The organism is Streptococcus oralis subsp. oralis (genome assembly GCF_002096435.1).
GTDB lineage: Bacteria > Bacillota > Bacilli > Lactobacillales > Streptococcaceae > Streptococcus > Streptococcus oralis_AA.
Window position 1 is genome coordinate 1 of the sequence record NZ_NCUI01000021.1, and the last position, 12635, is coordinate 12635.

Consider the following 12635-nt stretch of genomic DNA (forward strand, 5'->3'; position numbering starts at 1 on the left):
GATACACCTGTACCCATGCCGAACACAGCAGTTAAGCCCTAGAACGCCGGAAGTAGTTGGGGGTTGCCCCCTGTGAGATATGGAAGTCGCTTAGCTTTTATCCGCCATAGCTCAGTTGGTAGTAGCGCATGACTGTTAATCATGATGTCGTAGGTTCGAGTCCTACTGGCGGAGTATAAATCGAAACGTTCAATTGAGCGTTTTTTTTATTTATAAATATAGTGGACTGTTGAAATTTCAAATTTTAGTTTTTAAATCTATAATTACCTCTTTATTTTATTTTTAGTTCGTTTAGCTTTAAATTCTTCTTTTATAGAATTTGAAGCTTTTTTAGTTCCTTTTTTTGTTAGACTAGTGTTACTAATAAGAAAGGGAGTTTTTATATGCTTCAGAAATTTTATGATCGAGCATTTGTCTTTTTGAAACTAGTTGAACAAGAATATGCCTCTTTAGGCCAGAGTTGTTCAGAGTGGGAATCACTTCATCTACGTTTTTTACTATATTACTTAATCCGATTTAAAATTAAAAGTGATAGGGACTTTTCTCTATATCACTTTAGAACAGCTTATCGTCTATATCTAGATAAATTACTGCAAGGTGGTACAACTCTCATGCAATAGAGACTATCTATATCATAATTACGAACGATAGTTGTAGCTAGTTTTTAAAAAATATAGAATTAGCTTATAATCAAAGGTTTTTATATTTAGAAATGAAAGAATTTCCAAATCTTTTCTACTGTTTCTTCTTGATAAAATAGTGTTTTTTTCTTATAATAAATTGTAAGATATAATTGTGGGTGAAATTCCTGCCATGTATGTGAGAAAGGACGAGCTCCTAGTAGCTCAGACGAATTTTATTATGACTTCAGTTGTTGTTGTAGGTACCCAGTGGGGTGATGAAGGTAAAGGGAAAATTACTGATTTTCTTTCAGCTAATGCAGAGGTAATTGCTCGTTATCAAGGTGGTGATAATGCTGGTCACACGATTGTGATTGGTGGTAAGAAATTTAAGTTGCACTTGATTCCATCTGGAATTTTCTTTCCTGAAAAAATCTCTGTTATTGGGAATGGGATGGTTGTAAACCCTAAATCACTTGTGAAAGAATTGTCTTATCTGCATGAAGAAGGTGTTACAACAGATAATCTACGTATCTCTGATCGTGCGCATGTTATTTTGCCTTACCATATTGAGTTGGATCGCTTGCAAGAAGAGGCTAAGGGTGACAATAAGATTGGTACTACAATAAAAGGAATCGGTCCAGCATATATGGACAAGGCTGCTCGTGTTGGAATTCGTATTGCGGATCTTTTGGATAAGGATATTTTCCGTGAACGTTTGGAACGCAATCTTGCGGAGAAGAATCGTCTGTTTGAAAAATTATATGATAGCACCCCTATTTCAGTTGATGATATTTTTGAAGAGTATTATGAATATGGTCAACAAATCAAGCAATATGTGACAGATACATCCGTTATCTTGAACAACGCACTTGATAATGGCAAACGTGTGCTGTTTGAAGGTGCTCAAGGTGTCATGTTGGACATTGACCAAGGGACTTATCCATTTGTTACTTCGTCAAACCCTGTCGCTGGTGGTGTGACGATTGGGTCTGGTGTTGGCCCAAGTAAGATTGACAAGGTTGTAGGTGTATGTAAAGCCTACACAAGTCGTGTAGGAGACGGACCTTTCCCAACTGAATTATTTGATGAAGTGGGAGATCGCATCCGTGAAGTAGGTCATGAATACGGTACAACAACTGGTCGTCCACGTCGTGTGGGTTGGTTTGACTCAGTTGTGATGCGTCACAGCCGCCGTGTATCTGGGATTACCAATCTTTCATTGAACTCTATAGATGTTTTGAGTGGTTTGGATACTGTGAAAATCTGTGTGGCCTATGATCTTGATGGTCAACGTATTGATTACTATCCTGCTAGTCTTGAGCAGTTGAAACGTTGTAAGCCAATCTACGAGGAATTGCCAGGTTGGTCAGAAGACATCACTGGAGTCCGTAATTTGGAAGACCTTCCTGAGAATGCACGTAACTATGTTCGTCGTGTAAGTGAGTTGGTTGGTGTTCGTATCTCAACTTTCTCAGTAGGACCTGGTCGTGAACAAACTAATATTTTAGAAAGTGTTTGGTCATAGGAGATTTTTAAGATTAGTTTAAGACAGGTTGGGTATACTATAGACAGTTACAAGAAGACCTCCTAACTTGTTGTAACAAATATCCTAAACTTTTCTTTTTCATAATAATCTCCCTATTAAGTCACCGCATTCGGTGGCTTTTTTTGTGTTGAGAATCATGATATAATAATAAAATCGACAAGTAGGAAAAGAGAAGAACGATGAATTATACAGTTGAAGAAAAAGAAGCCTTTATGAGAGAGGCTTTGAGAGAGGCTGAGATTGCCTTAGAACACGATGAAATTCCAATTGGTTGTGTGATTGTCAAGGATGGAGAAATCATTGGTAGGGGGCATAATGCGCGCGAGGAGTTGCAACGGGCGGTCATGCATGCAGAAATCATGGCTATAGAGAATGCGAATGTGAGTGAAGAGAGTTGGCGCCTGCTGGATTGTACCCTTTTTGTGACCATAGAGCCGTGTGTGATGTGTAGTGGGGCAATCGGGCTTGCCCGTATTCCAAAGGTAGTCTACGGGGCTAAAAACCAGAAATTTGGTGCAGCTGGAAGTTTGTACGATATTTTGACAGATGAGCGTCTCAATCATCGTGTAGAGGTTGAAACGGGAGTTTTGGAGAGTGAGTGTGCAGCGATTATGCAGGATTTTTTCCGAAATCGACGGAAAAAATAATTTCTCTTTAAAAACCGAGGGGAATGTGGTATAATAAATAGTGGAGCAACAGTTCTGCGTGAAGCGGGTCAGGGGAGGAATCCAGCAGCCCTAAGCGAGTGTGAATTGTGTGCTCTTTTTTCGTGCTTTTTTCGAATAAATAAGATAAAATAGCCTAGAATAAATGATTATAGAATAGAAAAGAGAAAGATATGAAAATTCGTGGTTTTGAATTGGTTTCGAGTTTTACAGATGAAAATTTATTACCCAAGCGTGAGACAGCGCATGCGGCTGGTTACGACTTAAAGGTTGCTGTGCGTACGGTTATTGCTCCAGGAGAGATTGTCTTGGTTCCGACAGGGGTTAAGGCTTATATGCAGCCGACTGAGGTTCTCTACCTCTATGATCGCTCTTCAAATCCTCGTAAGAAGGGCTTGGTTTTAATTAATTCAGTTGGGGTCATTGATGGGGATTATTATGGAAATCCTGGGAATGAAGGGCATATTTTTGCTCAGATGAAGAATATTACAGATCAAGAGGTTGTTCTTGAAGTTGGGGAACGAGTGGTTCAGGCTGTCTTTGCGCCTTTCTTAATCGCAGATGGAGATGCGGCTGATGGTGTGCGAACTGGTGGATTTGGATCAACAGGGCACTAGAATGAAGATTATCTTTGTACGCCATGGGGAGCCAGATTATCGTGAGTTAGAGGAGCGTTCTTATATGGGATTTGGGATAGATTTGGCCCCCTTGTCTGAGAAGGGACGACAGCAAGCCCAGGAATTGAGCACCAATCCTTTACTCCCTTCAGCAGAAATAATCATATCTTCTGCAGTCACAAGAGCTTTAGAAACGGCTTTTTATGTGGTTTGTGCTACGGGTCTTCCTTTAAGAGTAGAGCCTTTATTACATGAATGGAAGATCTATGAAAGTGGCACAGATAATTTTGAAAAAGCTCGTACTATGTTTCTAGAAAATAAGGGGGAGTTACTTCCTAATAGTCCTATTCAATATGAGACAGCTGAAGAGATGAAGTCTCGTTTTCTAGAATGTATGTCTAAGTATCGAGAACATCAGACTGTGGTAGTTGTTGCTCATCGAATGATCATGCGCCAGTTTGTGCCAAATGAGAAGATTGATTTTTGTCAAGTGATTGAGTGTGAGTTAGAGATATAGAAAGAGGTTTATCATCGCAAAGAAAAAAGCGACATTTGTGTGTCAAAATTGTGGGTATAATTCCCCTAAATATCTAGGACGTTGTCCCAACTGTGGGTCTTGGTCTTCTTTTGTAGAAGAGGTTGAGGTTGCCGAGGTCAAGAATGCGCGTGTGTCCTTGACAGGTGAAAAAACCAAGCCTATGAAACTGGCTGAGGTGACTTCAATCAATGTCAATCGAACCAAGACGGAGATGGAGGAATTTAATCGTGTACTTGGAGGCGGAGTGGTACCAGGAAGTCTCGTCCTTATCGGTGGGGATCCAGGAATCGGGAAATCAACCCTTCTCCTACAAGTCTCAACCCAGTTGTCCCAAGTGGGTACGGTTTTCTACGTCAGTGGGGAGGAGTCTGCCCAGCAAATCAAGTTACGAGCAGAGCGCTTGGGGGATATTGATAGCGAGTTTTATCTCTATGCAGAGACCAATATGCAGAGTGTTCGAGCTGAGATAGAGCGCATCCAACCAGACTTTCTCATCATCGACTCCATCCAGACGATTATGTCTCCTGAGATTTCAGGGGTGCAGGGGTCTGTTTCTCAGGTGCGTGAGGTGACCGCTGAGCTTATGCAGCTGGCTAAGACCAATAACATTGCCATCTTTATCGTAGGGCATGTGACCAAGGAAGGGACCTTGGCTGGTCCGCGTATGTTGGAGCATATGGTGGATACGGTGCTTTACTTTGAAGGGGAGCGCCACCATACCTTCCGTATTTTGAGGGCAGTCAAAAACCGTTTTGGTTCCACTAATGAGATTGGGATTTTTGAGATGCAGTCGGGTGGATTGGTTGAGGTACTCAATCCGAGTCAAGTTTTCCTAGAGGAGCGTTTGGATGGGGCTACTGGCTCGTCAATCGTTGTGACCATGGAAGGGACCCGTCCGATTTTGGCGGAGGTTCAGGCTTTGGTAACACCAACCATGTTTGGAAATGCTAAACGCACGACGACAGGTCTTGATTTCAATCGTGCGAGTCTGATTATGGCTGTTTTGGAAAAACGAGCAGGGCTTCTCTTGCAAAATCAGGATGCCTATCTCAAATCTGCTGGTGGCGTGAAATTGGATGAGCCTGCCATTGACTTAGCCGTTGCAGTGGCTATTGCCTCTAGTTACAAGGACAAGCCTACCAATCCTCAGGAATGTTTTGTGGGTGAACTGGGCTTGACCGGAGAAATTCGGCGCGTGAATCGTATCGAACAACGTATCAATGAAGCGGCAAAACTGGGCTTTACCAAGATTTATGTACCCAAGAATTCCTTGACAGGAATCACTCCACCCAAGGAAATTGAAGTCATTGGTGTGACAACGATTCAGGAAGTTTTGAAAAAGGTCTTTGCATAATCCGTGACAAATCCTCTTAAAAATGATAAGATAGGAGAAATATTTGATTATCAAATTTTTGAGGAGGGAATCGTGTCGTATTTTGAACAGTTTATGCAAGCCAATCAGGCTTATGTTGCCCTACATGGGCAGTTAAATCTGCCACTTAAACCCAAAACCAGAGTAGCTATCGTGACCTGTATGGACTCACGTCTACACGTTGCGCAAGCTCTAGGTTTGGCCCTTGGGGATGCCCATATCTTGCGGAATGCAGGTGGTCGAGTAACTGAGGACATGATTCGTTCACTGGTGATTTCCCAGCAACAAATGGGGACAAGAGAAATCGTGGTGCTTCACCATACAGACTGTGGAGCTCAAACCTTTCAAAATGAAAGTTTTCATGAACATTTGAAAAACGAGCTCGGGGTTGATGTGTCTGATCAAGATTTTTTACCATTCCAGGATGTTGAAGAGAGTGTGAGAGAGGATATGCAATTGCTTCGAGAATCTCCACTGATTCCTGATGATGTGGTTATTTCAGGTGCTGTCTATGATGTGGATACAGGAAGTATGAGAGAAGTATACTAACTTTGTCTCGAAAAAATTTCATCCTAGCATAAAATTGATTGTTAAAATGTAGGATTTTTAGTTTTAATATAGCTAATATAAAATGGCATAAAACAAGGGTATAAATGTTTACTCTTGTTTTATTTTTGATTGAAAAATAAAGGAAAAAGCGCTACAATGGTAGATGGAAAATGTTGTGTAAAAAAAAGTGATACATAAATACCGGAGGAAATCATGTCTTTTTCTGATTTAAAGCTGTTTGCCCTTTCTTCAAATAGAGAATTGGCAGAGCGTGTGGCGCAAGAGATTGGGATAGAGTTGGGGAAATCGACTGTTCGCCAATTTTCAGATGGGGAGATTCAGGTCAACATCGAAGAGTCTATCCGTGGAAAACACGTCTTTATCCTACAATCAACTAGTTCACCTGTAAATGATAATTTACTTGAAATTTTGATTATGGTGGACGCATTGAAGCGTGCTAGTGCAGAATCTGTCAATGTTGTTATGCCTTACTATGGCTATGCACGTCAGGATAGAAAAGCGCGCGCGCGTGAGCCAATCACTGCAAAACTCGTTGCAAACATGCTAGAAGTTGCTGGGGTAGATCGTTTGTTGACGATTGATTTGCACGCTGCACAGATTCAGGGATTCTTTGATATTCCCGTAGATCACTTGATGGGTGCTCCATTGATTGCGGACTATTTTGAACGTCGTGGCATGGTTGGCTCTGACTACGTGGTTGTCAGCCCAGACCATGGTGGGGTGACTCGTGCTCGTAAATTGGCAGAGTTTTTGAAAACTCCGATTGCGATTATTGACAAACGCCGTAGTGTAGATAAGATGAATACCAGTGAAGTGATGAACATCATTGGTAAGGTAGAAGGTAAGACTTGTATCTTGATTGACGATATGATCGATACAGCTGGAACTATTTGTCATGCGGCAGACGCTCTTGCTGAAGCAGGTGCTGTTGAAGTTTATGCAAGCTGTACGCACCCAGTTCTTTCGGGGCCAGCTATGGACAATATCCAAAAATCAGCTATTAAGAAATTGGTTGTTTTGGATACTATCTACCTACCAGAAGAGCGTTTGATTGATAAGATTGAACAAATTTCGATTGCTCATCTTCTGGGAGATGCTATTATTCGTATCCACGAAAAACGTCCTCTTTCTCCATTATTTAGTATCGAGAAAAAAATCTAAACTTTCACTTGAAATAGATCGTTCTCCTAGCAGGTTTCTTTTCTTGCTAGGAGATTTTTTGTAGTCAAAATCTGCAAGCCTTTTCAAAATATGCTATACTGATGGAAAAGGAGGATTTCTATGAGTCAAGAATTTATCAATCCAAGTGATGGTGTGGTACGTCAGTATCTTGCAACCAGTAAAACGTTAGCGGTAGTAGGCTTGTCCGATCGTGAAGAAACAACTAGCAATCGAGTGACTAAGGAAATGCAGGCTCGGGGCTATAAAGTCATTCCAGTTAATCCCAAGGCTGCAGGTGGGGAAATCTTGGGAGAAAAGGCCTATGCAAGTCTAGCTGAAATCCCTTTCCCTGTAGACATCGTCAATGTATACCGACGTAGCGAGTTTTTACCAGATGTGGCGCGTGATTTTCTCAAGGCTGATGCTAAGATTTTTTGGGCACAACTGGGACTTGAAAGCCTAGAAGCGGAAGAAATCTTGCGTGCTGGAGGATGCGATGACATCGTGATGAATCGCTGTATCAAGAGAGAACACACACGCTTAATTCTTGAACAATAAAAAGGTAGCCAGTAGGCTACCTTTTGTGTTAGAAAATACCAATCAATGCCTGCATGCCTAGGCTGGTAAGGATGATAGCAATCCAGCAAAGGCCTCCAAGAAGAATGGATTTCCCACTGGATTTGACCATGGCAATCAGATTGGTTTTGAGACCGATGGCACTCATAGCCATGATAATGAGAAATTTGGAGAGTTGTTTAAGAGGGGTAAAGAAGCTACTAGACACACCGAGAGAGGTGAGAAGAGTCGTTAATAGAGAAGCCAGGATAAAGTAAAGGATAAAAAGTGGGAAGACTTTTTTCAGCTGTACGCCTTGTTTATTTTCTTGCTGGCGACTTTGCCAGTAGGAGAGAAAGAGCGTAATGGGAATGATAGCTAGGGTGCGCGTGAGTTTCACAATGGTTGCAGACTCAAGGGTATTGGTCTGGTAAAGACTGTCCCAGGAGCTGGCGGTAGCCGTTACAGAGGAAGTGTCATTGACCGCAGTTCCTGCAAAGAGGGCGAAGCCATCATTGGATAGGTGAAGCCAGGTTCCTAGGGTTGGAAAGATGAGCGCAGCCAAGACATTGAAGAAAAAGATAACGGAAATGGCTTGGGCAACTTCTTTTTCCTTGGCATGGATAACGGGTGCTGTCGCAGCAATGGCAGAGCCACCACAGATAGAAGATCCCACTCCAACCAAGATAGCCAGTTTTGTATCCAGTGCAAAGAAGCGCTGGAAGAGGTAGGCAATAATCAGGGCTATTGAAATGGTGGAGAGGATAACAGGGAGTGAAGATTGCCCAACTGCGAAGACTTGCGAGATATTGAGACCAAAACCAAGCAAGACAACGGCATATTGGAGTAATTTTTTAGAACTAAAGGTCAATCCAGCATCCAGTTGTTTATAGGATGAGAGAAAGGGATTTAGGAGCATTCCTATGAAAATGGCAAAAACGGGTGCGCCAATGACAGGAAAGAATCCTCCTAAGTACCAAGATACGATAGAAATGAGAAGGCAGGCAAAGATGCCTGCTCCATTTTTTGATAAAAATGACATATAAACCTCCGAAAATAAGCATTTATTATTATACTCCTGTCGAGAAGAAAAGTAAAACAGAAAGTGAAAAATGCAGGTTTCAGATGGATTTTGCGGTCAGGGAGCTTTTGTAGTATAATAGTACTATGTTCTGTAAGCAAGGGGGATATCTATGGACTTAACCAAGAGCTTTAATAAACAGTTAGACAAGATTCAAGTTTCCTTGATTCGCCAGTTTGACCAGGCAATTTCAGAGATTCCTGGGGTCTTGCGTTTGACCTTGGGGGAACCTGATTTTACAACGCCAGATCATGTCAAGGAAGCAGCTAAGCGAGCCATTGATCAGAACCAATCCTACTATACAGGGATGAGCGGTTTACTGACCTTGCGTCAGGCTGCTAGCGACTTTGTAAAAGAAAAGTACCAGCTAGATTATAATCCTGAAAATGAAATTTTAGTTACAATTGGGGCGACAGAGGCTTTATCTGCTACTTTGACGGCTATTTTGGAAGAGGGGGACAAGGTGCTCTTGCCAGCTCCTGCCTATCCAGGATATGAGCCGATTGTCAATCTAGTTGGGGCAGAGATTGTCGAGATTGATACAACTGAAAATGGTTTTGTCTTGACTCCTGAGATGTTGGAAAAGGCCATTTTGGAGCAAGGGGACAAGCTCAAAGCAGTTATTCTCAACTATCCAGCCAATCCGACAGGAATTACCTATAGTCGGGAGCAGTTGGAAGCCTTGGCAGACGTTTTACGCAAGTATGAGATTTTTGTTGTCTGTGATGAGGTTTACTCAGAATTGACCTATACAGGGGCAAATCATGTATCATTGGGAACTATGCTGAGAGACCAGGCTATTATTATTAATGGCTTGTCTAAATCGCATGCTATGACTGGTTGGCGTTTAGGCTTTATCTTTGCTCCTGCGGCTTTCACAGCTCAGTTGATCAAGAGTCACCAATATTTGGTTACTGCTGCAAATACGATGGCTCAGCATGCTGCGGTGGAGGCTTTGACCGCTGGTAAAAACGACGCAGAGCCTATGAAAAAGGAATACATCCAGCGTCGAGATTATATCATCGAAAAGATGACTGCTCTTGGTTTTGATATTATCAAACCGGACGGTGCCTTCTATATCTTTGCTAAGATTCCAACAGGTTACAATCAAGACTCCTTTGCTTTTCTGAAGGATTTTGCTCAGAAGAAGGCCGTTGCCTTTATCCCTGGTGCAGCCTTTGGACGTTACGGAGAAGGCTATGTGCGTCTGTCTTATGCAGCCAGCATGGAAACGATCAGAGAGGCCATGAAACGACTTGAGGAGTACATGAGAGAAGCATGATTCAGTCTATCACGAGTCAAGGCTTGGTGCTCTACAATCGAAACTTTCGTGAGGATGACAAGCTAGTCAAAATTTTTACCGAGCAGGCGGGCAAGCGCATGTTCTTCGTTAAACACGCTGGCCAGTCCAAACTAGCTCCGGTTATTCAGCCCTTGGTGTTGGCACGATTTCTCTTGCGCATCAATGATGATGGGCTTAGCTACATCGAGGACTACCATGAGGTGATGACCTTTCCCAAGATTAATAGTGATCTCTTTGTCATGGCCTATGCAACCTATGTGGCTGCCCTTGCAGATGCTAGTTTGCAGGATAATCAGCAGGATGCTCCCTTGTTTGCTTTCTTGAGGAAAACTCTGGAGTTGATGGAAGCAGGCATAGATTATCAGGTTTTAACCAATATTTTTGAAATTCAAATCTTGACTCGATTTGGAATCAGCCTCAATTTTAATGAGTGTGTCTTTTGCCATCGGGTAGGTCAGGCCTTTGACTTTTCTTTCAAATATGTAGCCTGCCTCTGTCCAGACCATTACCATGAGGACGAGAAACGTTGTCATCTAAATCCCAATATCCCTTATCTGCTCAATCAATTTCAAGCCATTGATTTTGAGACTTTGGAGACCATTTCGCTTAAGGCCGAAATCAAGCAAGAGCTACGCCAATTTATGGATCAACTCTACGAAGAGTACGTCGGGATTCACCTGAAATCAAAGAAATTTATTGATTCCCTAGCCGACTGGGGACAATTACTAAAAGAGGAAGACAAATGAAAAAAATCGCAGTAGATGCCATGGGGGGCGATTACGCACCTCAGGCCATCGTTGAGGGTGTCAACCAAGCCCTTGCTGACTTTTCAGATATTGAGATTCAGCTCTACGGAGATGAAAGTAAGATTAAGCAATATCTAACAGCGACAGAGCGTGTCAGCATTATCCATACGGATGAGAAAATTAACTCAGACGATGAGCCGACAAAAGCTATCCGTAAGAAGAAAAATGCCAGCATGGTATTAGCAGCCAAGGCAGTCAAGGAGGGAGAAGCAGACGCTGTCCTCTCAGCTGGGAACACAGGTGCCTTGTTGGCTGCAGGCTTCTTCATTGTGGGTCGTATCAAGAATATCGATCGTCCAGGGCTCATGTCTACCTTGCCGACTATCGATGGCAAAGGGTTTGACATGCTCGATCTCGGTGCCAATGCAGAAAACACAGCCCAGCACCTCCACCAATACGCTGTTCTAGGCTCCTTCTATGCGAAAAATGTTCGTGGGGTTTCGAAACCACGTGTTGGTTTGCTAAACAATGGAACAGAAAGCAGCAAGGGAGATCCGCTTCGTAAGGAAACATATGACTTGCTAGTAGCTGATGAAAGTTTGAACTTTATCGGAAACGTAGAAGCGCGTGACCTGATGGATGGAGTGGCTGATGTAGTAGTAACAGATGGTTTCACGGGAAACGCAGTGCTCAAGTCTATTGAAGGTACAGCCATGGGGATCATGGGCTTGCTCAAGACAGCTATTACAGGTGGTGGGCTTCGAGCAAAACTTGGTGCTCTACTTCTCAAGGATAGTCTTAAGGGGTTGAAGACACAGCTCAACTATTCAGATGTTGGAGGAGCAGTCTTGTTTGGCGTCAAGGCGCCAGTTGTAAAAACTCATGGCTCAAGTGATGCCAATGCTGTGTACAGTACGATTCGTCAGATTCGTACCATGCTAGAAACAGACGTAGTTGCTCAGACTGCGCGTGAATTTTCAGGAGAATAAAAAAGATGACAGAAAAAGAAATTTTTGACCGTATTGTAACCATTATCCAAGAGCGACAGGGAGAAGACTTTGCCGTAACAGAGGCCTTAAGTTTGAAAGACGATCTAGATGCGGACTCAGTGGATTTGATGGAGTTTGTCTTGACACTAGAAGATGAATTTGGTATCGAAATCACTGATGAGGAAATCGATCAACTTCAAAGTGTAGCGGATGTAGTAGCAATTATTAAAGATAAAAAATAGCCAAAAGCAACATGCAAGTCATGTTGTTTTTTTATTTGCGGAAAAAAGAGAAACTTTTAGTAGAAATTGCGAATAAAGAGATGAGAAAGAAAAAGGAGGAACGTTTATGTATGTGACCGGTTTTTATCCGTGGTTTATTAAGTGGTTTTTAAAATAAAAATGAATGAATTGTTCATTTTCGAATTGTTTTTCGAATAGATAGGTAAGGAAAAGGGAAGGAGATTACGCGATGTATTTACCAATCTTATTGCCATGGTTGATCAAATGGTATTTAAAATAAATGAAATTTACCTGTTCATTTTAAATTACTTCTCGAATAGATAAGTGAGAAGAAAAGGAAGGAGAGAAGAAAATGATTTCAGTAATTTACCCAATCTGGCTATTTAAGTGGCTTAGAGGTTAAAGATTAAATATATAGAAAAAATAAGGAGAAAACAAATGACAAATTTTGACAACATGGAACAGAACTTTGTAGCTCTTACAGAAGAAGAGTTGACGGATGTGAATGGGGGAGCATGGCCGATTGTAGCTTGGGTGATTGCTAATCCTGTGACAGCAGCTAAAATTGCTGGTGGAATTACTGCAGCAGGAATTGCAGGTTATAATTATGTGACGGGTAGATGGTAA

At 42.1% G+C, this 12635-nt stretch carries 15 protein-coding genes, 1 tRNA gene, 1 rRNA gene and 1 other RNA gene; 17 read left to right on the forward strand and 1 reads right to left on the reverse strand.

Annotated elements, in window-relative coordinates; translation table 11 throughout:
- From rrf to B7723_RS00720, 12 genes are all read left to right on the forward strand, one after another.
- A 5S ribosomal RNA gene (gene rrf, locus B7723_RS00665) occupies positions 1-95 on the forward strand; the annotation flags it as partial.
- Between the two features lie 5 nt (positions 96-100).
- Positions 101-174, forward strand: a tRNA-Asn gene (locus B7723_RS00670).
- A gap of 209 nt (positions 175-383) precedes the next feature.
- Positions 384-620, forward strand: coding sequence for a sigma(X)-activator ComW (gene comW, locus B7723_RS10580; protein WP_084849049.1), 237 nt, complete (start codon positions 384-386; stop codon positions 618-620).
- Positions 621-861: 241 nt separating this feature from the next.
- On the forward strand, positions 862-2148 hold the full coding sequence (locus B7723_RS00680) for an adenylosuccinate synthase (RefSeq protein ID WP_084849114.1): 1287 nt from the start codon (positions 862-864) through the stop codon (positions 2146-2148).
- A gap of 200 nt (positions 2149-2348) precedes the next feature.
- Positions 2349-2816: a tRNA adenosine(34) deaminase TadA gene (tadA, locus tag B7723_RS00685; RefSeq protein ID WP_001110099.1), complete on the forward strand. Its 468-nt coding sequence runs from the start codon at positions 2349-2351 to the stop codon at positions 2814-2816.
- A 32-nt stretch (positions 2817-2848) separates the two neighbouring features.
- An RNA gene (ffs, locus tag B7723_RS00690) (signal recognition particle sRNA small type) lies at positions 2849-2943 on the forward strand.
- Between the two features lie 64 nt (positions 2944-3007).
- Complete coding sequence (locus B7723_RS00695; protein WP_000701987.1) at positions 3008-3451, forward strand: dUTP diphosphatase; 444 nt, start codon at positions 3008-3010, stop codon at positions 3449-3451.
- Positions 3411-3968 (forward strand): histidine phosphatase family protein, encoded by a 558-nt coding sequence (locus B7723_RS00700; RefSeq protein WP_084849050.1) that lies wholly within the window; start codon positions 3411-3413, stop codon positions 3966-3968. Before B7723_RS00695 ends, B7723_RS00700 begins: the two co-directional genes overlap by 41 nt.
- A 13-nt stretch (positions 3969-3981) precedes the next feature.
- Positions 3982-5343, forward strand: coding sequence for a DNA repair protein RadA (gene radA / locus B7723_RS00705; protein WP_084849051.1), 1362 nt, complete (start codon positions 3982-3984; stop codon positions 5341-5343).
- Positions 5344-5415: 72 nt separating this feature from the next.
- Positions 5416-5910 carry a beta-class carbonic anhydrase gene (locus B7723_RS00710; RefSeq protein ID WP_162279191.1) on the forward strand — a complete coding sequence of 165 codons (495 nt, stop codon included), beginning with the start codon at positions 5416-5418 and terminating at the stop codon, positions 5908-5910.
- A gap of 213 nt (positions 5911-6123) precedes the next feature.
- Entirely contained in the window at positions 6124-7092 is a 969-nt protein-coding gene (locus tag B7723_RS00715) for a ribose-phosphate diphosphokinase (protein WP_000010175.1), read from the forward strand.
- 120 nt (positions 7093-7212) lie between these two features.
- Entirely contained in the window at positions 7213-7650 is a 438-nt protein-coding gene (locus B7723_RS00720; RefSeq protein ID WP_084849053.1) for a CoA-binding protein, read from the forward strand.
- 28 nt (positions 7651-7678) lie between these two features.
- Here the strand turns inward: B7723_RS00720 and B7723_RS00725 are convergent, their stop codons facing one another.
- Complete coding sequence (locus B7723_RS00725) at positions 7679-8689, reverse strand: YeiH family protein (protein WP_076984873.1); 1011 nt, start codon at positions 8687-8689, stop codon at positions 7679-7681.
- A 151-nt stretch (positions 8690-8840) separates the two neighbouring features.
- Between B7723_RS00725 and B7723_RS00730 the strand changes: the two genes are divergently transcribed.
- The 5 genes from B7723_RS00730 (at position 8841) to B7723_RS00750 (ending at position 12635) form a co-directional block, all read left to right on the forward strand.
- Positions 8841-10010 (forward strand): pyridoxal phosphate-dependent aminotransferase, encoded by a 1170-nt coding sequence (locus tag B7723_RS00730; RefSeq protein ID WP_000366403.1) that lies wholly within the window; start codon positions 8841-8843, stop codon positions 10008-10010.
- Entirely contained in the window at positions 10007-10777 is a 771-nt protein-coding gene (gene recO / locus B7723_RS00735; RefSeq protein WP_084849054.1) for a DNA repair protein RecO, read from the forward strand. The genes B7723_RS00730 and recO overlap by 4 nt, the downstream gene beginning before the upstream one ends.
- Entirely contained in the window at positions 10774-11766 is a 993-nt protein-coding gene (plsX, locus tag B7723_RS00740; RefSeq protein ID WP_084849055.1) for a phosphate acyltransferase PlsX, read from the forward strand. Before recO ends, plsX begins: the two co-directional genes overlap by 4 nt.
- 5 nt (positions 11767-11771) lie before the next feature.
- Positions 11772-12008 (forward strand): acyl carrier protein, encoded by a 237-nt coding sequence (locus B7723_RS00745; RefSeq protein WP_000136435.1) that lies wholly within the window; start codon positions 11772-11774, stop codon positions 12006-12008.
- Positions 12009-12446: 438 nt separating this feature from the next.
- A complete protein-coding gene (locus B7723_RS00750; RefSeq protein ID WP_049501355.1) occupies positions 12447-12635 on the forward strand; it encodes a class IIb bacteriocin, lactobin A/cerein 7B family in 189 nt (62 codons plus the stop codon).